Raw genomic sequence first — 22,782 nt, 5'->3', positions numbered from 1 at the left:
GTGAAAATTATGTTTGATCAACTCGAAATCATAGAAAATCGTTACGAGCAGCTTAATGAACTGCTGAGTGACCCGGATATAGTCAGCGATTCAGATAAGCTGAGGGAGTATTCGAAAGAGCAGAGCGATCTGCAGAAGACAGTGGAAATTTACAGGGAATACAAGCGCCAAAAAGAAACGATTGAAGAGTCCGAAATGATGATCGGTGAAACTGATGAAAAAGATATGATTGATATGCTCAAAGAGGAGATTTCAGAAGCGAAATCCCGAATTCCTGAATTGGAGGAAAAACTGAAGCTGGAGCTCATTCCCAAAGATCCGAATGATGACAAGAACGTCATCATGGAGATCCGCGGTGCTGCAGGCGGGGACGAAGCTCAGATTTTTGCCGGGAACCTGTTCAGAATGTATTCCAGATTCGCAGAAGATAATGGATGGAGAACAGAAGTTGTTGAAGCCCAGGCAAATGAACAGGGCGGCTATAAGGAAATCAGTTTCATGATTCAGGGGCAGGGGGCTTTCTCCAAGCTGAAGTATGAAAATGGCGCACACCGTGTACAGCGTGTGCCTGAGACTGAATCAGGCGGTAGAATCCATACATCCACCGCAACGGTCGCTGTACTGCCGGAAGTGGAAGATGTCGAAGTGAATCTCCGTAACGAAGATCTGAAAATCGATACTTACCGTTCAAGTGGTGCGGGTGGACAGCACGTCAATACCACCGACTCCGCAGTCAGGATAACACACCTGCCGACCGGTGTGGTTGTCACATCCCAGGATGAAAAATCCCAGATCAAGAACCGTGAACGTGCGATGAAAGTAATCAAGGCCCGTATATATGACATGATGGAGCAGGAAGCCCATGCGGAATATGCGGAGAAACGAAAAAGTGCAGTCGGTACGGGAGATCGTTCCGAGCGTATCAGAACTTATAATTATCCTCAAAATCGTGTGACTGACCACCGTATAGGATTGACGATCCAAAAGCTCGATCAGATCATTGAAGGAAAGCTTGATGAAATCATAGATACCCTGACAATTGAGGAGCAGACCAGCAAACTGGAAGAATTGAATAATGCAACACTATAGTTACAACAGGATGATTGAAGAGGCGGAAGCCTCTTTAGTTTTATCTGACAGGGAACCGAGAGTCGCGTTGCTTATCCTCGAAGACCTTTTTGATATGGACCGGACCCGACTCATGATCAATGGTGAGGAGGGGGTGCCCGAAAACAGGCGGATCCTGTATGAAGCTGCGGTTGAAAGAGCCGCTGCCGGCGAGCCTTATCAGTACGTGACAGGGTTTGGGTGGTTTTTCGGTCATAGATTGAAAGTGAATGAAAATACCCTGATTCCGAGAAACGAAACAGAGGAGCTTGTCGATTTTGTCTTAAGCCGGGAACCGGATGATGGCAGAACAGTCGTTGACATCGGAACGGGTACAGGAGCGATCGGCTTGTTACTGCAAAAGCACTGGAACAATAACAGAGTGATTTTAACAGATGTTTCCGATAAGGCATTGGAAGTCGCTGAAGAGAATGCGGAAAACTTGAAGATTTCAACCGAAATGCTGCAGGGCAATCTTTTCGAACCCCTGGCAGACAGAGGGATAGAGGTCGATTGCATAGTGTCAAACCCTCCTTATATAAGCTATAATGAAAGAAATGAAATGGGAGATTCTGTTTTTGACCATGAACCGCATCTGGCGCTTTTTGCTGAAGATGATGGGTTGGCACTTTATAAGCGGATGATTGAAGAATTGCCGAGTGTGCTTCGAAAAGGAGGTACAGTCTACTTTGAGATTGGATGGCGTCAGTATGAGACACTCAGTTCTTATGTTAAAGAAGTGTGGCCGGCCTCCCGCCCGCAGCTCAAAAAAGATATTAACGGCAATGACAGAATACTTTTCTTCAGATGGGAGGATTGAGCATGGATACAAAAGTTTGGGAAATCAATATTGACCAGTTAAAAGATAAAGATACGGAAAATAAACTCGATGAGATCAAGACGGCATTAACTTATGGTGAAGTTGTCGGTATACCTACTGAAACTGTATACGGTCTGGCAGGTGATGCCCGGAATTCCGAAGCGATACAGAAAATCTTTTCTGCCAAAGGACGGCCTGGGGACAACCCTTTGATTGTACATATCCACAGCGTTGAACAATTGGATGGTTTTACAGAACCGCGTGATCCAAAAGTGAAGACATTGATGAAGCATTTCTGGCCCGGACCGATTTCCTTCATACTTCCGCTTAAAGGGAGTATGCTCTCAAGCAACACGGTCGCTGAACTCAATTCAGTTGCTGTCAGAATGCCGAGCCACCCTGTCGGGCATGCGATTTTAGAGCATGTAGGATTTCCACTTGCGGCACCGAGTGCCAACTTGAGCGGTAAACCTTCCCCGACTCACTACCGGCATGTCATTGATGACTTGAACGGTAAGGTATATGGTGTAGTGGCGAGTGATTCTGCAACATTCGGTCTGGAAAGCACGGTGCTGGACTGTACACAGTATCCTTATCGTATTGCGAGGCCGGGGAGCATCACGAAAGCAGAGCTTGAAAGTGTACTGAAAGAGACCGTGAACAGACATGAAGATGAAGTGAATGCAGAAAAACCAATCTCTCCGGGTATGAAGTATAAGCACTATGCACCGCGGCAGCCTTTGGCAGTCATTGAGGGAGGGCTTAAAAACAACACTTATATAGAAGTGACCGAAGACAGGAAAATCGGGATCATTGCTCCGGAAAACTGCCGGGGTTATGTCCCGGAGGGTGCGCTGTTCATCAGTTTATGTTCAAGCGAAGATGCCTACCGGGAAGCGGGGAGAAACCTCTATGCTGCACTAAGGAAGATGGATAAATCAGATGTGGATCTAATCTATATACATGGTTTCCCAAAAAGTGCTGAAACCGAGGCCCTGATGAACCGCATTTATAAAGCAACAGGCGATGAAGTGATCAAGGATGATCATTTATGAAAATGATATTCGTCTGTACGGGGAATACATGCAGAAGTCCGCTTGCTGAAAGCTATGCGAAGACCAGGTTTAAAAATGCAGAATTTGCTTCCCGCGGGCTGATGGTAATTTCAAGTGACACAAGTAAAGCATCCATTGATATAATAGAACGTGAATCGTTGGCACCGCCGACATCTCCGGAGCAGCTGAAAGAAGAGGATGTTGAAGGGTCTCTTCTATTAGTAATGACCCCGGAACATAAAATGGCGATTGAACAGCGTCATCCTGACGCAAACGTGAAGCTGATCAGTGAGTTTGCGGATGGATCGACAGAACCCATCGCCGACCCTTACGGGGGCTCTGCGAAAAATTATGAAGTAGTGTACAATCAGCTTAGGTCATTTATTGATAAATTTGATTTATAAAAATTCATATAATATTTGGCTATACACGAATTTCATATATAATATCAAATGTAGAGGTGGAATTATGAAAATAGTCATAGCTTCAGATCATGGTGGTGTAAACCTCAAAAGGACAGTCGTTGAAGAATTGAAGAAAAAGGGCATGGATGTTACAGATTTTGGCCCGGATTCGAATGATTCCGTAGACTACCCGGATTACGCTAAACCTGTAGCCCAAAAAGTTGCCGATGGTGAATTTGATCGTGGGATCCTGGTTTGTGGTACAGGGATTGGAATGAGTATTACAGCCAATAAGGTAAAAGGGATTCGTTGCGCGTTAGTACATGATAGCTTCTCGGCAAGAGCGACACGACAGCATAACAATTCGAATATGCTGTCTATGGGAGAAAGAGTCATCGGCTCGGGGCTGGCAAATGATATTGTAGATATTTGGCTAAATACTGAATATGAAGGTGGCAGACATGAACGAAGAGTTTGCAAGATTGAAGAATGATATCGACACTTTGATTGAGAACCTTACAGACGCAGATTTCTTCGCCCAGGGCGAAGACTTAGTCATTGGATGTTCAACATCTGAAGTTCTCGGCCATCATATTGGTAAACAAAGTTCGATTGATGTCGCTGAATTGATATTTGAAGCTTTTGACGAGATTTCAAAAAAATTTGATATCAATCTTATGTTTCAAGGTTGCGAGCACATCAACCGTGCAGTTACTATGGAACATAAGATTGCCAAAAAGTATGGTTATGAAGTTGTAAATGTAGTGCCGCACCGCGGGGCCGGAGGCAGTTTGAGTGAATATGCTTATAAACACCTTGAGCAGCCGGTGGTTGTCGAACATATTAAGGCAAATCGCGGCATTGATATTGGACAAACATTGATTGGTATGCATTTACGTCATGTTGTAGTTCCGCTCAGAACTGAGCAGAAGACAGTAGGCAGAGCGAATGTAACAGTAGCATTTTCCAGACCGAAATTAATTGGTGGCCCCCGTGCTCACTATTAATAATATATAATATATATCAAGGAGAGAGAACATGTCACATATCGAGTCACAAGACCCAAAACTTTTTGAAGCAATGGAAGCAGAGTTTGATCGTCAGAATAACAATATTGAATTGATCGCATCGGAGAACTTTGTATCAAAAGCTGTTTTCGAAGCACAAGGTTCAACATTGACAAACAAGTATGCAGAAGGCTATCCGCATAAACGCTACTATGGCGGCTGTGAACATGTGGATGTAGTCGAAGACCTCGCACGCGAACGTGCAAAAGAACTTTTTGGTGCAGATCATGCCAATGTGCAGCCGCATTCCGGTTCACAGGCGAACATGGCTGTTTATTTTTCAGTGCTTGAGCCGGGGGATACAGTACTCGGTATGAACTTGAACCACGGAGGACACTTGACTCACGGCAGTGCGGTCAATTTCAGTGGTAAACTCTTTAACTTCGTTGATTATGGTGTAAAAGAAGATGACGAGCAGATTGACTATGATGATGTTCTCGCCGCGGCAAAAGAACACCAGCCTAAAATGATTGTTGCAGGAGCGAGTGCTTACTCGACGGCGATTGATTTCAAGAAGTTCCGTGAAATCGCTGATGAAGTCGGTGCCTACCTAATGGTTGATATGGCACATATCGCAGGTCTGGTTGCTGCCGGCCTTCATCCAAATCCGGTGCCTTACGCAGATTTCGTTACATCCACTACACATAAAACATTGAGAGGTCCACGTGGCGGTCTGATTCTTACTACGGATGAACATGCTAAAAAAGTGGATAAAAATATCTTCCCGGGAATCCAGGGCGGACCACTCATGCATGTTATCGCAGCAAAAGCTGTCGCATTTGCTGAAGCATTGAATCCTGAGTTCAAAGTTTACCAGGAACAAGTCATTAAAAATGCTAAGACACTTGCTGAAAGACTGACTGAAAAAGGACTTCGCGTTGTTTCGGGCGGAACAGATACGCATCTTCTGCTTGTTGATGTAAAGAGTTTCGGGCTTACTGGAAAACAGGCGGAGGAAGCGCTTGATGAAATCGGCATTACATGTAATAAAAACACAATCCCATTTGATAAAGAATCACCATTTGTTACAAGCGGTATCCGTTTAGGGACACCTGCTATGACGACTCGTGGATTCAATGAAGAGGATATGAGAGAAGTGGCGGACCTTATTGCAGAAGTACTCTCTGCTGTGAAAAATGGTGAAGAGTATATTACACTTAAAGACAGAGTGTCAGAGTTAACTGCAAAATATCCACTATACAAATAAAAAATGATGCCGGGATAAGAATATCTTATTCCGGCATAGTTAAGAAGACAGGAGGGACACTATGTCCAAAGTGCAAGTAATGCATCACCCGTTGATTCAACACAAGATGAGTTACATCCGTGATGAGAAGACGTCTACGAAAGAGTTCAGAGAGCTGGTCGATGAAGTCGGTATGCTGATGGCATACGAAGTTACGCGTGACTTATCTTTAGAAGATGTTGAAGTAGATACGCCGGTTCAAAAAACGACGGCAAAAAGATTAAGCGGTAAAAAATTGGGGATTGTTCCGATACTCCGTGCCGGGCTCGGAATGCAGGAAGGAATACTTAAGCTGATTCCTTCCGCACGTGTAGGTCATATTGGATTATATCGTGATCCCGAGACATTAGAAGCGATTGAATATTATGCTAAATTCCCGGGAGACATTGAAGAGCGGGACATTTTTGTCATCGATCCAATGCTCGCGACCGGGGCTTCTGCAGTAGAGGCAATCACCGCAGTAAAAAAACGCGGCGCTACTAAAATCAGATTCATCTGTTTAATTGCAGCTCCTGAAGGTGTGGAAGTATTAAAAGAAGCACATCCTGATGTGGATATCTATATCGCCGCACTGGATGAAAAGCTGAATGATAAAAGTTATATTGTCCCGGGTCTTGGGGATGCTGGAGATAGACTCTTCGGAACAAAATAGAAACAACAAGGAGAAGAAGAATGAAGAAAATCATGACAATTTTTGGTACACGTCCTGAAGCCATTAAAATGGCTCCGCTTGTACTGGAACTTAAGAAAGATCCGGAACTGGAGCCTGTCGTAGTTGTAACAGCTCAACATAGAGAAATGCTGGACCAGGTTTTAGACATCTTTGGAATAACACCTGATTTTGACCTCAATATCATGAAACAGGGACAAACACTTTCTGAAGTGACAGGCAGAGTGATCGAAGGATTGGAGACTGTAATCAAAGAGGCTGAACCGAATATGGTTCTTGTCCATGGTGATACGACAACCACTTTTGCCGGAAGTCTTGCAGCTTTTTATAATGAAGTGGATATCGGACATGTTGAAGCAGGACTGAGAACAAATAACAAATATTCACCATTCCCTGAAGAGATGAACCGTCAAATGACCGGAGTTCTTGCGGATCTTCATTTCTCTCCAACCGAACAATCAAAAGCAAACCTACTTAAAGAAAATAAAGATGAAACCTATATCTCTGTTACCGGCAATACCGCAATCGATGCACTTAAAACAACAGTGAATGAAGAATATGAAAGTGAAATTATTGAAAAACATAAAGATAACAAAGTTATCTTACTCACTGCACACAGACGTGAAAATATCGGTATGCCAATGGAAAATATCTTTAGTGCGGTAAGGGAAATAGTTGAAGAGTTTGACGATGTTACAGTTGTCTATCCAATTCACAAAAATCCTAAAGTCCGTGAAATTGCATCCAAGTATTTATCTGATCATGACCGTATTGAAATCATCGAACCGCTGGATGTATTTGATTTCCACAACTTTGCGGCTAAAAGCCACATCATTTTAACAGATTCCGGCGGAGTGCAGGAGGAAGCACCATCTCTTGGTAAACCAGTGCTCGTGCTTAGAGATACAACAGAACGTCCGGAAGGTGTGGAAGCAGGCACACTGAAACTGGCAGGCATTAAAAAAGAGAATATTTTCAATCTGACGAGAGAGTTGCTTACTGATGACGCTTTATATGAAAAAATGGCAGCAGCATCAAACCCATATGGTGATGGACAGGCATCTAAACGCATTTGTGAAAATATAAAATATTATTATGAATTATTAGAAGAAAAACCGGAAAGTTTCAGAGTGTGAAAAGTATGTCAATAATATGTCGGGAACACTGTCATTACAAATATTTTCATACATATTATTGACATAAAAAATACACTCCTATATCATTACAAGAGTAATGTAACGGTTTCCAGATATAACCGTAAAACACACTAGGAGACAGTGTTAAAAGTGCCATTTTTCAGACGATTTTACAAACATTTCCTGAAGTTCTTGTTTTTTCCTCTAGCATTAAGCCTACTCATCCATTTATTTACCAAATCATCTATTGCAGCTGGATTTGCTCTGGGTACCATTGCGTCTATTTTTCTGCTGTTAAATTGGTATTATAATTTGGAAAAAGCTTATGATAATGAGGCAGGTAAAATTAGAACTGGCACAGTTGCCCGGTTACTGATTGTGATAGTTACATGTCTATTCTGGGTGCGATTCCCTGATATCTTCAGTATTTTCGGTATAGCAGGGGGCTTGATGCTCAGCTATATCATGATGATTTTCCGTGCGGTTAAAGAATTAACGAAGTGAAAGAGGTGAGAAAATGGAACATGGAACTCCGTTATGGACAACAGATGTTTTTGGTCTGCCTGTAACATTTAACCTGTCAACAGTTTTGATGATAATCATTTCATCATTAATAGTGTTTCTGATTGCATTCTTTATGACCAGGAACATTGCGGTGAGACCAACAGGTAAAAGCCAGGTACTTATGGAAGTACTGATGAACTTCGTTAAAGGTATAATTTCAGGCAATATGGCCTGGAAGCAAGGTGGAAGATTTCACTTCTTGGCCCTGACACTGATTTTTTACATAGGCGTTTCGAACTTCGTGGGGCTGCCTTTCGCTTTTGTAGCGCCTGATGAAGAGCACACACTGTGGTGGAAATCACCGACAGCCGACCCTGCTGTTACATTAACACTGGCAAGTGTGATGATAGTCTTGACGCATTATTATGGTATTAAAATGCGAGGTACAAAAGCTTACTTTAAATCGTACGTACAACCTGTCTGGTTTATGGCACCTTTTAAATTCATCGAAGAATTCACATACAATTTAACTCTTGGTCTGCGTCTTTACGGTAATATTTATGCCGGTGAGATTCTTCTAGCATTACTGGTTATGGTAATGACGACCGGAGGGGTTTTAGGACTAGCAGGCGGATTTATCCCGATGATGATCTGGCAAGGTTTCTCGATCTACATCGGTGCAATTCAAGCATTTATCTTTGTTATGTTATCAATGGTCTACCTATCCCACAAAGTTAGCGATGATCATTAATATATAATTTACAAAATACTTTTCAAAAAATATTAGGAGGAACTATTTCTTATGATGAACTTACTCGCAGTAGGTATTGCAGCAGGACTTGCAGCATTGGGCGCAAGTGTTGGTATCGGTCTTATCGTTTCTAAAACAGTTGAAGGGGTTTCACGTCAGCCGGAAGCTCGTGGTCCACTTATGACAATCATGTTCATTGGTATTGGTGTAGTTGAGGCCGTTCCGATCATCGCGATTGTTATTTCATTCATGCTTATGTTCATGTTCTAAGAATCGTTACATTTGGCGAAGTCTTCTATCAAAGATTTCGCCCTCTTATTATGTCGACTATGAATAAAGAATGAAACTCTCGTGAAAGGAGTGTACATACGTGGAATTTCTTATTTTAGGAGCTGTGGATACAATTCCGACAGCCATTGGAAGTAGTTTGGTACAGTTAGTATCTTTCTTAGTCCTTCTGGGAGTACTTTCATACTTTGTGTGGAAACCACTTAAAAAAGTAATGGATGAAAGAGAACAGCTGATTCATTCCGAGATTGATGATGCAGAACAGCGTAAAGCTGAAGCAGTACGTCTTCAAGAAGAGAATGAAGCTGTCCTAAAAGATACACAGGCTGAAATCTCATCTATGATGGATAACGCCAAACAGCAGGCTAAGAAAGAGCAAGAAGCTATTATTCACGATGCAAATACGCGTGCAAATCAAATGATGGAAGACGCTAAAACTGACATCGAAAGAGAAAAAGAAAAAGCAATCCGTGATATCAACAGTCAGGTGTCGGAGATCTCCGTCCTGATTGCAGAGAAAATGATTTCCAAAGAAATCAATCAAGAGGATCAAAAAGACTTGGTTTCAAGGTACTTGCAGGAAGCAGGGGATAAATAATGGCAAGATCAGTACGAAAATATTCCCAGGCGCTTTTCAATAGTGTCGCCGAAAATGGTCAAATCGATGAAGTGAAAGCTGATTTTGATGAAGTGATAAAGGCAGTCAGAGAAGTGTCCAGCTTCTCTGAGTTCATGAGCAATCCGAAAATCGCCAAGGAAAAACGCAAAGAAACGGTGGAACAGGCATTTAAAAATGTTGCGAAACCACTGCATAATCTGCTTTTAATCCTGGCGGACAGAAACCTGTTATCTAAAATCGAAGCGGTTTATACAAACTTCATTGAAGCATATAACGCACATTATAATCAGGAGCATGTCGTAATCGAATCAGTGTATGAACTTTCTGATGAAGAAATCAATTCTATCGGAAAAGTATTTATTGAAAAGACTGGTCTATCCAAACTGCTCATTGAGAATAAAGTAAATGAAAAATTGATCGGCGGCATCAAAGTCTTTATCGGAACTAAAGTTTATGATGGTTCCATAAATGGACAGCTTGCTGATTTAAAGAATCAATTCAAAGAACGGACTATTAGCTAACTAAGGAGTGATATTTGATGGCAATTAAAGCTGACGAAATAAGCGCTCTCCTTAAAAGCCAAATTGAGAATTATGAAGCAGATATGAAAGTATCTGATGTGGGTACAGTTATCCAGGTTGGTGACGGTATCGCACTTGCTCATGGTCTTAATGATGCAATGGCTGGAGAATTGCTTGAATTTCCAAGCGGAGTTCTGGGATTGGCTCAGAACCTCGAAGAAAACAACATCGGTATCGTAATTCTAGGACCGTATGATGATATCAAAGAAGGCGATGAAGTAAAACGTACAGGGCGTATCATGGAAGTCCCTGTAGGTGAAGAACTCATCGGGCGCGTTGTAAACCCATTAGGTCAGCCGATTGATGGTAAAGGACCACTTGGTACAACAAAAACAAGACCGATTGAAAGTCCGGCAACTGGTGTAATGGACCGTAAATCTGTTGATGAACCACTGCAAACAGGTATTAAAGCGATCGATGCCCTTGTGCCAATCGGCCGTGGACAGCGTGAACTTATTATCGGTGACCGTCAGACTGGTAAAACGACAGTTGCAATCGATACAATTTTAAACCAGAAAGATCAGGATATGATCTGCGTATACGTAGCAATCGGACAGAAAGAATCCACTGTTCGTTCTACAGTGGAAACACTGCGTAAAAATGGTGCGCTTGACTACACAATCGTAGTTTCAGCAGGTGCTTCATTGCCTGCACCGATGCTTTATATTGCACCATATGCTGGTGTATCCATGGCAGAAGAATTCATGTTCAACGGCAAGCATGTACTTATAGTATATGACGACCTGACTAAACAGGCTGCTGCATACCGTGAACTCTCACTTCTTCTCCGTCGTCCGCCAGGTCGTGAAGCATACCCGGGTGACGTATTCTATCTGCACAGCCGTTTGCTCGAACGTGCAGCGAAACTTAACGATGAGCTTGGCGGCGGTTCTATCACTGCACTTCCGTTCATCGAAACACAGGCCGGAGATATCAGTGCTTTCGTACCTACAAACGTTATCTCCATCACGGATGGCCAGATCTTCCTGCAGTCCGACTTATTCTTCTCAGGTGTAAGACCTGCGATCAACGCGGGTCTGTCAGTATCACGTGTTGGTGGTTCTGCACAGATCAAAGCGATGAAAAAAGTTGCGGGTACACTGCGTCTTGACTTGGCAGCATTCCGTGAGCTTGAATCATTTGCGCAGTTCGGTTCCGATCTGGATGAAGCAACCGCAGCAAAACTTGCACGTGGCCAGCGTACTGTTGAAGTGCTTAAACAGGGTGAGAACAAGCCTATGAAAGTTGAACGCCAGGTAGTAATCCTGTATGCACTTGTAAACGGACATCTGGATGATATCCCTGTCGAAGACATCACTCGTTTTGAAGATGAATTCCTCAGCTGGCTGGACTCCAACAATGCAGAGGTATTGGATGGAATCCGTGAAACTAAACAGCTTCCTGATGACGAAGCATATGTGAGCGCGATAAACAGCTTCAAGAAACTATTCAATCCTTCCAAATAGTGAAGTTGGATAATTATTAAGGTGGTGAATTCATGGCTTCAATAAAAGAAATAAAAGGTCGTATCGGATCTACTAAAAAGATGAGTCAGATCACTCGTGCTATGCAGATGGTTGCGAACTCAAAGCTTAAGAGAGCAGAAGAGAACTCTAAAAGATTCCAGCCGTACATGGACAAGATCCAGGAGGCGGTACAGGCCATCGCATCCGGCGACACTACAAGTTCCCACCCGATGCTCGAGGAACGACCGGTCAAGCGTACAGGATACATTGTAATTACAGCGGACAGCGGTCTAGCAGGACCTTATAACAGCAATGTATTAAAAGCAGTGACTAACGAAATTAGTGAACGTCACAACAACAATCCTGATTCCTATGATCTGTTTGTAATTGGAAACCTGGGTCTGGAATTCCTGGAAAACCGTAATTATCCTGTTACGAATTCCCGTACGGGACTGGCGGACCAGCCTGACTTCGGCAGTGTAAAAGAAATTGCACAGCAGGCGGTAAGTGCATTTGCCAGCGAAGAATTTGACGAACTTTATATCGTATATAATCGATTTATTTCTGTTCTGCAGCAGGAAGTTGACATGCGAAAAGTATTACCATTATCAGACAGCGATATTTCAAATCAATCACAAGCTTCAAGTCTTTCAACATATGAATTCGAACCGGACAAGGAATCAATCCTTGAAACGATTCTTCCGCAATATGCTGAAAGCTTAATATATGGTGCACTGCTTGATGCTAAAGCAAGTGAGCATTCTATGCGTATGACAGCCATGCAGGCTGCAACAGATAACGCAAAAGAATTGGTTGATGATCTAACATTGCAATATAACCGTGCTAGACAAGCGGCAATCACTCAGGAAATAACAGAAATTGTGGGCGGCGCATCAGCACAAGAATAAACAAGAATGACTAGGAGGAAATCTAATGGCTTTAGGTCAAGTAATTCAAGTCATGGGACCGGTAGTTGACGTTAGATTCAGCGAAGGAGAACTTCCTGAATTAAATAACGCACTTTTTGTCGACATCGAAAAAGATGGCGAAACTATTCCCGTGGCTCTTGAAGTCGCACTCCATCTAGGAGATAACGTTGTAAAAACAATTGCGATGAGTTCAACTGATGGATTACAGCGTGGTGCTGAAGTAACGAATACAGGCCAGCCTATTTCTGTACCGGTAGGTCAGGAAACACTTGGTCGTGTTTTCAACGTACTAGGTGAACATATTGATCTCGAGGAAGCAGTTCCTGAATCTGTAAGAAGAGATCCAATTCACCGTCAGGCCCCTGATTTTGATAAACTGCAAACAGAAGTAGAAATTTTGGAAACAGGTATTAAAGTTGTTGACCTGCTCGCTCCTTATACAAAAGGTGGTAAAATCGGACTATTCGGTGGTGCCGGTGTAGGTAAAACAGTTCTTATCCAGGAACTGATCAACAACATCGCTCAGGAGCACGGTGGTATTTCAGTATTCGCCGGTGTTGGAGAGCGTACTCGTGAAGGTAACGACCTTTATTATGAAATGAAAGAATCCGGAGTTATAGAGAAGACTGCGATGGTTTTCGGTCAGATGAACGAGCCGCCGGGTGCACGTATGCGTGTAGCACTTACCGGGCTTACAATGGCAGAATACTTCCGTGATGAAGAAGGGCAGGATGTACTTCTGTTCATCGATAACATCTTCCGCTTTACACAGGCAGGTTCTGAGGTTTCTGCGTTACTTGGACGCATGCCTTCAGCCGTTGGTTATCAGCCGACACTCGCTACAGAGATGGGTCAGCTTCAGGAGCGTATCACGTCAACAAACGTTGGTTCAGTTACTTCCATCCAAGCGGTATTCGTACCTGCCGATGACTATACTGACCCGGCTCCTGCACAGACTTTCGCACACTTGGATGCGACTACGAACCTTGAAAGAAGTCTTTCCGAGATGGGTATCTACCCGGCAGTGGATCCACTGGCATCCACTTCCCGTGCACTTTCTCCGGCAGTTGTAGGAGAAGAGCACTATGAAGTTGCACGTGAAGTTCAGGCAACGATTCAAAAGTATCGTGAGCTTCAGGATATCATCGCGATCCTCGGTATGGATGAACTTTCTGATGATGATAAGAGAACAGTTAACCGTGCACGCCGTATCCAGTTCTTCCTGTCTCAGAACTTCCACGTTGCTGAGCAGTTTACAGGACAAAAAGGATCATACGTACCGGTTACTCAAACTGTAGAAGATTTTAAAGAAATTCTTGCAGGTAAATACGACCATATCCCAGAAGATGCATTCCGTCTTGTCGGAGGTATTTCAGATGTGCTTGATAAAGCACGTGAGATGGGTGTAGAAGTTTAAAATCGGGAGGGTTAGCAAATGAATAAAATTGCACTGGATGTAGTAACACCTAACGGTTCTGTTTATTACAAAGAGGACTGTGAAATTATAATACTCCAGACCAAACAGGGTGAGCTCGGTGTTATGGCCGGCCACGTCCCGACAGTAGCTGCACTCAAAATCGGAGGCCTTCGTGTGAAAGTTGACGGACGCTTCGAGTATTTTGCAGTGACAGACGGCTTCGTAGAAATCCGTCCTGAAAAAGTGAGTGTACTCGTTCAGGCTGGAGAGTTTGCAGACGATATTGATACTGAACGGGCAACGGCTGCAAAAGAACGTGCGGAAGCACTTCTACAGCAGGAACGTGATGAGAAAATTGATAAGTTCCGCGCTGAACTTGCATTACAACGGGCAATAAACAGAATAGATGTAGCTAAACATAGTTCATAAATCACCCGGGCGTCAGCCTGGGTTTTTTTTAAGGTGGTAAAAATGTTATTTTCACAGCTTGCTTTTATACATATAGTTCTCCATATTTTTTGTGTTATTTTTGCATTTTGGGTAATAGGTTCTCTTAATGTAGATAGCTGGTTCAGAAAAGATGATGTAGGCCGTATCCGGATTTTTTTCATATTGATTGCCATTCTTTTAGGCAGTGCGTTAAGCAATTTCATTATGGATTTCTTCAGACTGGTCCAGGAAGCATCATTAATGTTTAACTAATTGCTTTACAAACATGTTTAGACAACTTTAAAATAGTGAATAATGTATTGTGAGAATATGAGTTCAAATATGGAGTGAGAGATATGGAGTCTATAATTGTAAAAGGTGGAAACAGACTGTCTGGTTCCGTGAAGATAGAAGGATCAAAAAATGCCGTATTGCCAATAATGATAGCATCATTATTATCTGAAAGTGGCGTTTCAAAGTTACATAATGTACCGCTTTTATCCGATGTGGATAATTTAGGTGCATTGCTAAAACACATTGGAGCAGATGTTGAACGTTCCAATGGTTCCGTCCAAATCGATGCCACGGGCAAACTGGATTGTAATGCACCATTTGATTTAGTGAATAAAATGCGCGCAAGTATGCTTGTCATGGGACCATTACTTGCCAGACATGGTTATTGTAATGTAGCAATGCCGGGAGGTTGTGCGATTGGTTCCAGACCGGTTGAGCAGCATATTAAAGGCCTCGAAAAAATGGGTGTTACGTTCAGGACGATAGATGGCAGTTTCGAGGGGACGGCAGAAGGTCGTCTTCAAGGTGCCAAAATTTATTTGGATTTTCCAAGTGTTGGCGCCACACAAAATCTGATGATGGCAGCAAGCCTGGCAGAGGGCACGACATATTTGGAAAATGTGGCCCGTGAACCTGAAATTGAAGACCTGGCGAATTATATTAATGCAATGGGCGGCAATGTCAGAGGTGCCGGCACAGGGCATATTACTATTGAAGGTGTTGAGAACCTGGAAGGTACTGAACATACAGTAATCCCCGACCGTATTGAAGCAGGTACGTTTATGATAGCGGGTGCTATCACCAGGAGCGAAATTGTACTTGAAAACGTAATGACTGATCATTTAACGGCCCTGGTTTCAAAACTCGAAGAAGTTGGTGTACGTATTGTCCCAGAAGGCGTGGACAGTGTTAGGATAATTCCGTCGGAACACTTAAAACCGACTCAGGTAAAGACCCTGCCTCATCCAGGTTTTCCAACCGATATGCAAAGCCAAATGATGGCGTTGCTCACAACAGTTGATGGTGTGAGTATAATTACTGAAACAATCTTTGAAAACAGATTCATGCATGTGGACGAGTTTGCAAGTATGAATGCGGATATTGATCTGCAAGAAAATCATGCAATGATTAAAGGTGTGAAGAAGCTGCAAGGTGCCAGAGTGAAGGCGACAGATTTAAGATCAGCAGCTGCACTGATTCTTGCAGGTTTAGCAGCAGAAGGTTATACTGTAGTTACTGAACTTAAGCACTTGGATCGTGGATATGTCGACTTCCATAGAAAGCTTGAAAAGCTTGGAGCAGACATCGAACGGACAGGTGATAATTCTGCACAGGAAAATGTGGTAACTTCGAAGTAAAGAGGTATGAATATGGCGGAACAATCGAAAAAACTAGTCCACCGTAGATTTCCATTAATTGTACGGATTCTTTTATTTATTTATATTGCTGTCATAGTTTTCTTTGTAGGACTGATGATCGGCTTTGGAATACTGGATAATCCAATAGAAGTTTTTCGTCTGGAAACATGGGAACACATCATCAATCTGACCAAGGAATGATAAATAAATGCTGACTTATGACCAAATTAAAGCAATCATCCCGCATCGTCCTCCGTTTCTTCTTATAGATAGAGTGACGGATATCGAACCGGGAGTTAAATGTACAGGTATTAAACAGGTTTCCGGGAACGAACCATTTTTCCCGGGTCATTTCCCTGGATATGCTGTTATGCCGGGAGTTCTTATTGTTGAAGCACTGGCACAGGTCGGTGCTGTGGCATTATTGCAGGAAGAAAAATTCAAGGGCAAATTAGCTTTCTTTGCCGGGATTGATAAATGTAAGTTTAAAAAGCAAGTCACACCCGGAGATGCTCTGGAGTTAACGGTAGAAATCACTAAAATCCGAGGTCCGATTGGCAAGGGTGAAGCAGTCGCCACGGTTGATGGTGAGATTGCCTGTAAATGCGAAATCACATTTGCTATACAAGATACAGAAACATCCGATGATAATTAATCATCGGATGTTTTTAGTTCTGTTTTCGATTCCATCATTGCCTTAAACTCATTAAGCAGTTCTTCTCCTTCAAATCCTTCATCAATAAGCTGGGAGAGCAAGTCTTCTGCATAGTAAGGGTTCTGCACAATAATATCTCCGCTGAAAATTAATGAAACAGCCTCATCAATTTCATTCATCTCGTTAAATACCCCTTTAAATCTGGCCGGTTCATTCGTCGGTCTGGTAATGGTAACAAGTAAATCCACTTCTTTATCAACGAATTCTTCAAGTATATCTTTAAAGTCAGGGGAGGTGGTGACTTCTATCAGCCAGGGATCTTCGCTTGTCTCCTTGTTGATGATTATCCCATCAATAAGATCCAGAATGATAAAGTTACTTTCGTGTTCAATCTTAATTTCGATGATTTTAAAAGACTTCATTTAAGTACCCCTCTCAAATTACAAAACTTAAAATAGCAGAATATATATAATTGCACGATAAACTTCTACTATATATAGAATTTATTGCAGATACAGTTTAATTGTATAGAAATCACAGATAAAATCAAATATCCGTTGTTTGCAGAAAATTTAAGGCCCCTTTATCTTGTATACAGGAAGGGGGTGAAATTATGATGAACAAAGTTCTGCTGGTCGGAGAACTTGTTAAGAATGTTACTCTGTCGACAACTTCTAATGGAAGTATCAATTCTTTTATAATCGCGACAATTCGTGTGCCTAAAGATGAGAGAAAGGAAAAAGAAATTCACTTCATATATTGCAAAGCTTTTGGGAAGGCTATACCTAAAATACTTTCTCAAGCCAGAGAAGGTGAGATTTTATGTGTAAGTGGGCAGATTGCTTCAACATCTCATATAAAACCGAATGGCGAAAAAGAATACGGAATGGAAATCTGGGCTGAGAGTGTCAAACCAATGCCACAGAAAATGGCTGACCAAAAAAATCTCGGCAACCCTTCGAAAATGATTGGCGATGCAGTACGATATTACGATCAACATAATGTTGTGGGACAAAAGGCTGTCCATACATTAAGCATAGACGAAAAAGAACAGCAGACTTCCGGTAAACCGGATAAGCATTTGGAAGCTCTTGAAAAAATCATGAATAGAACAGCACCCGCATTAGATATTAATGAGGCTAAACAAGAAACAGAATCAGTTATTAAATCTGAAGACACTAAGCATGATGAAAAAACGGAAGAAGAAAAAGCCCTTGCATAGATGAGGATTTATTCACCACTCAATCTTTAAAATTCTACACTCACACACTACTCACCTGCCCTGCAGAAAGCATAATGCTGCGAAAAAGCTTTCTGCAAGGCGTTTTTGTGTGGTTTTTTAAGTTTTACAGTATATATTAATAATTTCTTTATTACGTGGAATTATTTTTTGTTACGGATGTCAGAAAATAAATAAATTTTTAAATTTGTAGCAATAATAATGATAAATTTACAGGAATGCTGGCATACCAATGATTAAACTAATTTTATATGTGATTATTCAAGAGTTAAAAGTATCTTTTTGAATATAATAACACTTAAAATGTAACGCATTGCAATAATACATACTCGCCAGAAATGTTCCTGTAACATAAATGTAAAAGAGAGCTTTACATTTTATATTCCTGTAACCTACGTAATATTTTTATCTGATATAGTATTACCTAGTTGATTAACACAGAGAAAAACTTAATCTAATAAAAAATAATCCAGGGATTATACGGGAGGAAAATAATATTATGAAAAAAGTATTATCAGTAGGTGCAGCGATTGCTGTATCAGGAACTTTAGCATATAGTGCGGAAGCAGCAAGCCATACAGTAGATAAGGGTGATACTATATGGGGTCTTGCTCAAGAAAATAATACTTCAGTTGAAGCGATTAAATCTGGAAACAGTCTTACTTCAGACATCATCGTTCCTGGACAAGTAATTGAAATCAATGGTGAAGAAAAAGCTGAAGAAAAGACTGAAACGGCTGAAGAGGGGCTTTACAAAATTGAAGCAGGCGATACTCTATTTGAAATCGCTCAAAAATTTGATGTAACAGTTTCTGATCTTAAAGCTTGGAATAACCTTTCATCTGATCTTATCTTTGCAGGTAAAACACTTACTGTTTCTGGTGACAACGTAGAACAAGCATCAGTAGTAGAAACTCCACAAGTCGAAGAAGAAGCAGCTCAACCTGCTCCACAACAACAATCTAACAATGAAGCAGCAGCACAAGAGCAAGCGGCTCAAGAACAAGCTGCAGCTGAACAAGCAGCACAAGAGCAAGCGGCTCAAGAGCAAGCAGCGGCTGAAGCAGCAGCACAAGAGCAAGCAGCGGCTGAACAAGCAGCACAAGAGCAAGCAGCACAAGAGCAAGCAGCACAAGAGCAAGCGGCTCAAGAAAGAGCAGCAGCACAAGAGCAAAAGCAACAAGAGCAAAAGCAGCAAGCTAAAACTCAAAACCAGTCTACTTCAACAAGCAGCAACAGTGGACAAAACTGGGGAGCACTTGCACAGTGTGAATCAGGTGGAAACGCTGGTGTTGTAAGTTCAAACGGACTTTATCATGGTCTTTACCAATTTGATGTTCAAACTTGGAAATCTGTAGGCGGCAGCGGACTGCCATCCCAAGCTTCTGCAGCAGAACAAACTAAAAGAGCTCAGATCCTTTATCAGGACAGAGGTTCCCAACCTTGGCCTGTATGTGGTTCTAGACTGTAATACTACTGATTTAATATAATCTAATCTATCCAAATGCCAGGCGAATACGCCTGGCATTTTTCATTGTGTTTGACATAGACGAATTAGTTTATTAACATTGGAATTAATCAAATAGCAATACCACTAGGGGTGCTTTTTTGCTGAGACAGTCGTTTGACTGATCCCTCGGACCTGATCTGGGTAATACCAGCGTAGGAAAGTGGGTTGGTCAGGCATATCTTTCTGCCTTATTATACTTAACCCGTTTCCTGCGTTGGAAATGGGTTTTTATTATATGAAAAAGGAGAAATTATATGCTGACTGGAGAATTGATGTGTAAAATAGAACCGATGATTGAAGAAATTTATAATGATAGGTTTATACAAGGTTTGATAAACGTAGATATAGATAAGGAATCGGTCATTCATTATTTACAAGCCGATGCATTATATCTGGATGAGTTTGCCAACCTTTATGCAATGCTGATTGGTAAGGCGGATTCCAGGGATACAGTCAAATATCTACTGGGACAAATGGATTTTTTGCTTGATGGTGAAAGTGAGGCGCATAACATACTCGCACGTGCAGTTGGTATACCGTATCAGGAAATTATAAAAACTGGGGAATGGTATCCCGCAGCAGACCATTATATTAAACATATGTATTTTAACGCATATTCAAGAGAAAATATCGCATTTACAATGAGTGCGATGGTTCCGTGCCCCTATGTTTACAGAAGAATTGCTGAAATGGCAATGGAACGAAATACCTTTGAATCAGATCATCCTTATAAAAAGTGGTTTGAGTTTTACGCCGCCGATATGGATGATACGCTTGAAGTAATGTTGAAGATAATAGATAAGGAAGCGGAAAAAATGTCTGTTAATGACATAATGAAACTGAAGAAAAATTTTATTGAGAGCACAGAGCATGAAAAAAGATTCTTTAACATGGCTGTGAATAAAGAGCGTTGGATGGAGGTGAATGTAAATGCATAAATTACCAATCGCATTAACAGTTGCAGGCACGGATCCGACAGGCGGGGCAGGGGTACTGGCTGACAGTAAGGCATTTCATTCCAGAGGCGTGTACGGTATGGCTGCGGTAACTTCATTGACTGCACAAAACACAATGGGTGTTCAGGATGTTTTTAATGTTCCGGCCGGCTTTTTGGAAAAACAGCTGTACAGTATCTTTAGTGATGAAGTGCCTCATGCTATGAAAAGTGGGATGATTGCCACGGTTGAAATGATGGAAGTCCTCGCAGAAACAGTGAAAAATAATGATATTCCTTTCATTATTGATCCAGTGATGATTGCGACAAGCGGGGATACTCTGGTCGAAGAGAAGTCAATTGAATTTTTAAGGGAGTCACTGCTGCCAATCGCAACAAATGTTACACCGAATATTCATGAAGCAGAAAAAATTACTGAGCATAAAATTAAAGGTGAGTCTGATGTACGTAAGGCGGCTAAAATATTCCTGTATGAAATCGGACTTAGCAGTGTAACGATCAAGGGAGGGCATCTTGACGGTGATGCTGTGGATTATTTATTCACTAGAGATAATGAAGTTGTATTGAGCGAACCTCGTATCGATACAAACCATACACACGGTACAGGATGTACATTTTCAGCTGTGATGACAGCCGAACTGGCGAAAGGAAAAACGATGGAAGAGAGTTTCAGGCTTGCAAAAAGATATATTACATCAGCGATAAAGAATAATCCCGGCATTGGGAAGGGTAACGGTCCGGTGAACCATTTCAGTTTTAAAGAGGAGAATAAATGATGAACCGTATAGATAAATTACGCGAAACAAACCCACTTGTTGTATGTATCACAAATGACGTAGTGAAAAATTTTACAGCTAATGGAATGCTTGCCGCAGGAATTTCTCCGATTATGAGCGGGGAAAAATCCGAAGCATCTGATTTGATGAAAGTCGCCTCGGGACTGCTTATCAATATCGGTACGGCGGATACAGCAAAATGTGAACTGATGGATGAAATGATGGAAGAGGCCAATAAAAATGGGGTTCCAATCGTTTTTGATCCAGTAGGATACGGGGCTTCGGAGTTCAGGACAAGTATTACAGATGATTTGCTGAACCGCCATAAAGTGTCACTTATAAAAGGAAATGCCGGCGAAATGCTGGCATTATCCGGTGCAGAAAGCAGCTTAAAAGGTGTGGACTCAACAGAAAAAAGGGATACACTGGATATCGCGAAATTGGTATATAGAAAATTTAAAGTGCCGGTTTTAGTTACAGGCGCGCGCGATGCTCTGGTCACAGATGAAAATGTAATAATGATGGCAAACGGCCATAGCCTCCAGGGGAAAATCACAGGTTCCGGATGTTTGCTGGGTGCATTGATTGCCGCATTTATCGGTTTGGAAGAATATTTTGATAAAGAGGCGGTGGTGGATGCTGCCAGTTACTATAATCTTTGCGCGGAAGCCGCCGCAGGAAAAATAAGTATTCCGGCTCCAGGCACATTTATGACTACGCTCATAGATGAGCTTTATCTTAATGAAGGTAACTTGCTTGAGGATAGAGTAGTGGAGGTTTTTTAATGGACAGAAGCAGGCTCAGATTATATTTTATATGCGGGAGTAATAATGTAGAAGGAGATCCGCTTCAGGTCATTGAGGAAGCGTTAAGAAGCGGAGTGACAATGTTCCAGCTCAGAGAAAAAGGGACCAATTCGTTAAAAGGGGAAGAGCTCTTTAAATTTGCCTCGGAAGTTAAAGGGTTATGTCATAAATACGGTGTTCCCTTCATTATAAATGATGCGCCGGAGCTTGCCCAAAGAGTAGGCGCGGACGGTATTCATCTGGGGCAGGATGATTTGGATGTTTCATTGTTACCTTCTTATTTCGATGATAAAATCATCGGTTTATCCGTTGCAAACCAAAAAGAACTGGAGAACAGCAACATGGGGAAAGCTGATTATGTTGGAACTGGACCCGTCTTTTCAACACTATCCAAAAATGATGCAGGTGAAGCGATAGGAGTTGAAGGATTGCAGGAAATGAGAGGTTTGATAGGTGAAATGCCGATGGTTGCAATCGGCGGAATCACTCAGGAGAATTATCAAATATGCCTCGAAAGTGGTGCGGATGGCGTGTCGCTGATTTCAGCAATCGCGGGGGCTGGAGATGTTGAAAATGCAGTTCAGAATTTCCTATAATTGCCTCGGACATTAAATATACTCATTTAAAGGACGGAAAATGATTTTTTTACATTCTTGTTTATGTTACAATTTCTTTTATGTGAGATATTTTTTTTGAGGT

General features: G+C 41.9%; 29 protein-coding genes and 1 riboswitch. Of the genes, 28 read left to right on the top strand and 1 reads right to left on the bottom strand.

The features are described from left to right. Positions 1 to 9: 9 nt before the first annotated feature. The 22 genes from prfA to fabZ all read left to right on the top strand — a co-directional run bounded on the left by prfA (position 10) and on the right by fabZ (position 16,796). Positions 10 to 1,089: a peptide chain release factor 1 gene (gene prfA / locus ACKRAT_RS12170; RefSeq protein ID WP_411842648.1), complete on the top strand. Its 1,080-nt coding sequence runs from the start codon at positions 10 to 12 to the stop codon at positions 1,087 to 1,089. Further along, entirely contained in the window at positions 1,076 to 1,927 is an 852-nt protein-coding gene (gene prmC, locus ACKRAT_RS12165) for a peptide chain release factor N(5)-glutamine methyltransferase (protein WP_411842647.1), read from the top strand. Before prfA ends, prmC begins: the two co-directional genes overlap by 14 nt. Before the next feature lie 2 nt (positions 1,928 to 1,929). Next, positions 1,930 to 2,982, top strand: a complete 1,053-nt coding sequence (locus ACKRAT_RS12160; RefSeq protein WP_411842646.1) for an L-threonylcarbamoyladenylate synthase — start codon at positions 1,930 to 1,932, stop codon at positions 2,980 to 2,982. Beyond that, positions 2,979 to 3,386 carry a low molecular weight phosphatase family protein gene (locus ACKRAT_RS12155; RefSeq protein WP_411842645.1) on the top strand — a complete coding sequence of 136 codons (408 nt, stop codon included), beginning with the start codon at positions 2,979 to 2,981 and terminating at the stop codon, positions 3,384 to 3,386. Before ACKRAT_RS12160 ends, ACKRAT_RS12155 begins: the two co-directional genes overlap by 4 nt. Before the next feature lie 64 nt (positions 3,387 to 3,450). Next, positions 3,451 to 3,879, top strand: coding sequence for a ribose 5-phosphate isomerase B (gene rpiB, locus ACKRAT_RS12150; protein ID WP_411842644.1), 429 nt, complete (start codon positions 3,451 to 3,453; stop codon positions 3,877 to 3,879). After that, positions 3,848 to 4,393 carry a TIGR01440 family protein gene (locus tag ACKRAT_RS12145; protein ID WP_411842643.1) on the top strand — a complete coding sequence of 182 codons (546 nt, stop codon included), beginning with the start codon at positions 3,848 to 3,850 and terminating at the stop codon, positions 4,391 to 4,393. Before rpiB ends, ACKRAT_RS12145 begins: the two co-directional genes overlap by 32 nt. A 31-nt stretch (positions 4,394 to 4,424) precedes the next feature. Beyond that, complete coding sequence (gene glyA / locus ACKRAT_RS12140) at positions 4,425 to 5,660, top strand: serine hydroxymethyltransferase (protein ID WP_411842642.1); 1,236 nt, start codon at positions 4,425 to 4,427, stop codon at positions 5,658 to 5,660. 61 nt (positions 5,661 to 5,721) lie between these two features. Then, positions 5,722 to 6,351: a uracil phosphoribosyltransferase gene (gene upp, locus ACKRAT_RS12135; RefSeq protein ID WP_411842641.1), complete on the top strand. Its 630-nt coding sequence runs from the start codon at positions 5,722 to 5,724 to the stop codon at positions 6,349 to 6,351. Positions 6,352 to 6,371: 20 nt separating this feature from the next. Then, on the top strand, positions 6,372 to 7,505 hold the full coding sequence (gene wecB, locus ACKRAT_RS12130) for a non-hydrolyzing UDP-N-acetylglucosamine 2-epimerase (RefSeq protein ID WP_411842640.1): 1,134 nt from the start codon (positions 6,372 to 6,374) through the stop codon (positions 7,503 to 7,505). A 150-nt stretch (positions 7,506 to 7,655) separates the two neighbouring features. Further along, on the top strand, positions 7,656 to 8,009 hold the full coding sequence (locus tag ACKRAT_RS12125) for a hypothetical protein (RefSeq protein ID WP_411842639.1): 354 nt from the start codon (positions 7,656 to 7,658) through the stop codon (positions 8,007 to 8,009). Between the two features lie 13 nt (positions 8,010 to 8,022). Next, positions 8,023 to 8,760 carry a F0F1 ATP synthase subunit A gene (gene atpB / locus ACKRAT_RS12120; protein WP_411842638.1) on the top strand — a complete coding sequence of 246 codons (738 nt, stop codon included), beginning with the start codon at positions 8,023 to 8,025 and terminating at the stop codon, positions 8,758 to 8,760. Positions 8,761 to 8,814: 54 nt separating this feature from the next. Continuing rightward, positions 8,815 to 9,030 (top strand): F0F1 ATP synthase subunit C, encoded by a 216-nt coding sequence (gene atpE / locus ACKRAT_RS12115; RefSeq protein WP_046791568.1) that lies wholly within the window; start codon positions 8,815 to 8,817, stop codon positions 9,028 to 9,030. A 100-nt stretch (positions 9,031 to 9,130) separates the two neighbouring features. Next, entirely contained in the window at positions 9,131 to 9,646 is a 516-nt protein-coding gene (locus tag ACKRAT_RS12110) for a F0F1 ATP synthase subunit B (RefSeq protein ID WP_411842637.1), read from the top strand. After that, positions 9,646 to 10,188, top strand: a complete 543-nt coding sequence (gene atpH, locus ACKRAT_RS12105) for an ATP synthase F1 subunit delta (protein ID WP_411842636.1) — start codon at positions 9,646 to 9,648, stop codon at positions 10,186 to 10,188. The genes ACKRAT_RS12110 and atpH overlap by 1 nt, the downstream gene beginning before the upstream one ends. A 17-nt stretch (positions 10,189 to 10,205) precedes the next feature. Beyond that, positions 10,206 to 11,714: a F0F1 ATP synthase subunit alpha gene (gene atpA / locus ACKRAT_RS12100; protein WP_411842635.1), complete on the top strand. Its 1,509-nt coding sequence runs from the start codon at positions 10,206 to 10,208 to the stop codon at positions 11,712 to 11,714. Positions 11,715 to 11,746: 32 nt separating this feature from the next. After that, entirely contained in the window at positions 11,747 to 12,622 is an 876-nt protein-coding gene (atpG, locus tag ACKRAT_RS12095) for an ATP synthase F1 subunit gamma (protein ID WP_411842634.1), read from the top strand. A 25-nt stretch (positions 12,623 to 12,647) separates the two neighbouring features. Further along, on the top strand, positions 12,648 to 14,060 hold the full coding sequence (gene atpD / locus ACKRAT_RS12090; RefSeq protein WP_411842633.1) for a F0F1 ATP synthase subunit beta: 1,413 nt from the start codon (positions 12,648 to 12,650) through the stop codon (positions 14,058 to 14,060). 18 nt (positions 14,061 to 14,078) lie between these two features. Further along, on the top strand, positions 14,079 to 14,489 hold the full coding sequence (locus ACKRAT_RS12085) for a F0F1 ATP synthase subunit epsilon (RefSeq protein WP_411842632.1): 411 nt from the start codon (positions 14,079 to 14,081) through the stop codon (positions 14,487 to 14,489). Positions 14,490 to 14,531: 42 nt separating this feature from the next. Next, positions 14,532 to 14,762: a DUF1146 family protein gene (locus ACKRAT_RS12080; protein ID WP_411842631.1), complete on the top strand. Its 231-nt coding sequence runs from the start codon at positions 14,532 to 14,534 to the stop codon at positions 14,760 to 14,762. Positions 14,763 to 14,845: 83 nt separating this feature from the next. Further along, complete coding sequence (gene murA / locus ACKRAT_RS12075; RefSeq protein ID WP_411842630.1) at positions 14,846 to 16,141, top strand: UDP-N-acetylglucosamine 1-carboxyvinyltransferase; 1,296 nt, start codon at positions 14,846 to 14,848, stop codon at positions 16,139 to 16,141. Between the two features lie 12 nt (positions 16,142 to 16,153). Beyond that, the gene (locus tag ACKRAT_RS12070) at positions 16,154 to 16,342 is read left to right on the top strand and encodes a DNA-directed RNA polymerase subunit beta (RefSeq protein WP_411842629.1); all 189 of its coding nucleotides are present in this window, start codon (positions 16,154 to 16,156) and stop codon (positions 16,340 to 16,342) included. Positions 16,343 to 16,349: 7 nt separating this feature from the next. Beyond that, complete coding sequence (fabZ, locus tag ACKRAT_RS12065) at positions 16,350 to 16,796, top strand: 3-hydroxyacyl-ACP dehydratase FabZ (RefSeq protein ID WP_411842628.1); 447 nt, start codon at positions 16,350 to 16,352, stop codon at positions 16,794 to 16,796. On the opposite strand, the gene ACKRAT_RS12060 is transcribed toward fabZ, so the two are convergent. Beyond that, the gene (locus tag ACKRAT_RS12060) at positions 16,793 to 17,218 is read right to left on the bottom strand and encodes a YwpF family protein (protein WP_411842627.1); all 426 of its coding nucleotides are present in this window, start codon (positions 17,216 to 17,218) and stop codon (positions 16,793 to 16,795) included. The genes fabZ and ACKRAT_RS12060 overlap by 4 nt on opposite strands. A gap of 191 nt (positions 17,219 to 17,409) precedes the next feature. Here ACKRAT_RS12060 and ACKRAT_RS12055 point away from each other — a divergent pair, with 191 nt between their 5' ends. The 6 genes from ACKRAT_RS12055 to thiE all read left to right on the top strand — a co-directional run bounded on the left by ACKRAT_RS12055 (position 17,410) and on the right by thiE (position 22,679). Then, positions 17,410 to 18,018 (top strand): single-stranded DNA-binding protein, encoded by a 609-nt coding sequence (locus ACKRAT_RS12055; protein ID WP_411842626.1) that lies wholly within the window; start codon positions 17,410 to 17,412, stop codon positions 18,016 to 18,018. Positions 18,019 to 18,535: 517 nt separating this feature from the next. Continuing rightward, positions 18,536 to 19,507, top strand: a complete 972-nt coding sequence (locus ACKRAT_RS12050; RefSeq protein WP_411842625.1) for a LysM peptidoglycan-binding domain-containing protein — start codon at positions 18,536 to 18,538, stop codon at positions 19,505 to 19,507. Positions 19,508 to 19,622: 115 nt separating this feature from the next. Beyond that, positions 19,623 to 19,722: riboswitch (TPP riboswitch) on the top strand. 78 nt (positions 19,723 to 19,800) lie between these two features. Further along, positions 19,801 to 20,484: a thiaminase II gene (gene tenA / locus ACKRAT_RS12045; protein ID WP_411842624.1), complete on the top strand. Its 684-nt coding sequence runs from the start codon at positions 19,801 to 19,803 to the stop codon at positions 20,482 to 20,484. Then, the gene (gene thiD, locus ACKRAT_RS12040) at positions 20,477 to 21,277 is read left to right on the top strand and encodes a bifunctional hydroxymethylpyrimidine kinase/phosphomethylpyrimidine kinase (RefSeq protein ID WP_411842623.1); all 801 of its coding nucleotides are present in this window, start codon (positions 20,477 to 20,479) and stop codon (positions 21,275 to 21,277) included. The genes tenA and thiD overlap by 8 nt, the downstream gene beginning before the upstream one ends. After that, on the top strand, positions 21,274 to 22,062 hold the full coding sequence (thiM, locus tag ACKRAT_RS12035) for a hydroxyethylthiazole kinase (protein ID WP_411842622.1): 789 nt from the start codon (positions 21,274 to 21,276) through the stop codon (positions 22,060 to 22,062). Before thiD ends, thiM begins: the two co-directional genes overlap by 4 nt. Continuing rightward, a complete protein-coding gene (gene thiE, locus ACKRAT_RS12030; protein ID WP_411842621.1) occupies positions 22,062 to 22,679 on the top strand; it encodes a thiamine phosphate synthase in 618 nt (205 codons plus the stop codon). Before thiM ends, thiE begins: the two co-directional genes overlap by 1 nt. Positions 22,680 to 22,782: the final 103 nt, after the last annotated feature.

The organism is Salinicoccus sp. HZC-1 (genome assembly GCF_046736035.1).
In the GTDB taxonomy this organism is placed as follows: Bacteria; Bacillota; Bacilli; order Staphylococcales; family Salinicoccaceae; genus Salinicoccus.
The sequence above is the reverse complement of the archived record's forward strand: the minus strand, read 5'-3'. Positions and strand labels throughout refer to the sequence as shown.

Excerpts from the sequence above, each read along its gene's own strand:
- atpH (WP_411842636.1), top strand. The coding sequence starts at position 9,646 with ATGGCAAGATCAGTACGAAAATATTCCCAGGCGCTTTTCAATAGTGTC.
- ACKRAT_RS12070 (WP_411842629.1), top strand. The coding sequence starts at position 16,154 with ATGGCGGAACAATCGAAAAAACTAGTCCACCGTAGATTTCCATTAATT.
- ACKRAT_RS12080 (WP_411842631.1), top strand. The coding sequence starts at position 14,532 with ATGTTATTTTCACAGCTTGCTTTTATACATATAGTTCTCCATATTTTT.
- ACKRAT_RS12085 (WP_411842632.1), top strand. The coding sequence starts at position 14,079 with ATGAATAAAATTGCACTGGATGTAGTAACACCTAACGGTTCTGTTTAT.
- rpiB (WP_411842644.1), top strand. The coding sequence starts at position 3,451 with ATGAAAATAGTCATAGCTTCAGATCATGGTGGTGTAAACCTCAAAAGG.
- atpE (WP_046791568.1), top strand. The coding sequence starts at position 8,815 with ATGAACTTACTCGCAGTAGGTATTGCAGCAGGACTTGCAGCATTGGGC.
- prmC (WP_411842647.1), top strand. The coding sequence starts at position 1,076 with ATGCAACACTATAGTTACAACAGGATGATTGAAGAGGCGGAAGCCTCT.
- ACKRAT_RS12060 (WP_411842627.1), bottom strand. The coding sequence starts at position 17,218 with ATGAAGTCTTTTAAAATCATCGAAATTAAGATTGAACACGAAAGTAAC.
- thiM (WP_411842622.1), top strand. The coding sequence starts at position 21,274 with ATGATGAACCGTATAGATAAATTACGCGAAACAAACCCACTTGTTGTA.
- atpD (WP_411842633.1), top strand. The coding sequence starts at position 12,648 with ATGGCTTTAGGTCAAGTAATTCAAGTCATGGGACCGGTAGTTGACGTT.
- prfA (WP_411842648.1), top strand. The coding sequence starts at position 10 with ATGTTTGATCAACTCGAAATCATAGAAAATCGTTACGAGCAGCTTAAT.
- tenA (WP_411842624.1), top strand. The coding sequence starts at position 19,801 with ATGCTGACTGGAGAATTGATGTGTAAAATAGAACCGATGATTGAAGAA.
- ACKRAT_RS12050 (WP_411842625.1), top strand. The coding sequence starts at position 18,536 with ATGAAAAAAGTATTATCAGTAGGTGCAGCGATTGCTGTATCAGGAACT.
- ACKRAT_RS12160 (WP_411842646.1), top strand. The coding sequence starts at position 1,930 with ATGGATACAAAAGTTTGGGAAATCAATATTGACCAGTTAAAAGATAAA.
- fabZ (WP_411842628.1), top strand. The coding sequence starts at position 16,350 with ATGCTGACTTATGACCAAATTAAAGCAATCATCCCGCATCGTCCTCCG.
- ACKRAT_RS12055 (WP_411842626.1), top strand. The coding sequence starts at position 17,410 with ATGATGAACAAAGTTCTGCTGGTCGGAGAACTTGTTAAGAATGTTACT.
- atpB (WP_411842638.1), top strand. The coding sequence starts at position 8,023 with ATGGAACATGGAACTCCGTTATGGACAACAGATGTTTTTGGTCTGCCT.
- ACKRAT_RS12145 (WP_411842643.1), top strand. The coding sequence starts at position 3,848 with ATGAACGAAGAGTTTGCAAGATTGAAGAATGATATCGACACTTTGATT.
- ACKRAT_RS12155 (WP_411842645.1), top strand. The coding sequence starts at position 2,979 with ATGAAAATGATATTCGTCTGTACGGGGAATACATGCAGAAGTCCGCTT.
- thiD (WP_411842623.1), top strand. The coding sequence starts at position 20,477 with ATGCATAAATTACCAATCGCATTAACAGTTGCAGGCACGGATCCGACA.
- wecB (WP_411842640.1), top strand. The coding sequence starts at position 6,372 with ATGAAGAAAATCATGACAATTTTTGGTACACGTCCTGAAGCCATTAAA.
- atpA (WP_411842635.1), top strand. The coding sequence starts at position 10,206 with ATGGCAATTAAAGCTGACGAAATAAGCGCTCTCCTTAAAAGCCAAATT.
- upp (WP_411842641.1), top strand. The coding sequence starts at position 5,722 with ATGTCCAAAGTGCAAGTAATGCATCACCCGTTGATTCAACACAAGATG.
- atpG (WP_411842634.1), top strand. The coding sequence starts at position 11,747 with ATGGCTTCAATAAAAGAAATAAAAGGTCGTATCGGATCTACTAAAAAG.
- thiE (WP_411842621.1), top strand. The coding sequence starts at position 22,062 with ATGGACAGAAGCAGGCTCAGATTATATTTTATATGCGGGAGTAATAAT.
- glyA (WP_411842642.1), top strand. The coding sequence starts at position 4,425 with ATGTCACATATCGAGTCACAAGACCCAAAACTTTTTGAAGCAATGGAA.
- murA (WP_411842630.1), top strand. The coding sequence starts at position 14,846 with ATGGAGTCTATAATTGTAAAAGGTGGAAACAGACTGTCTGGTTCCGTG.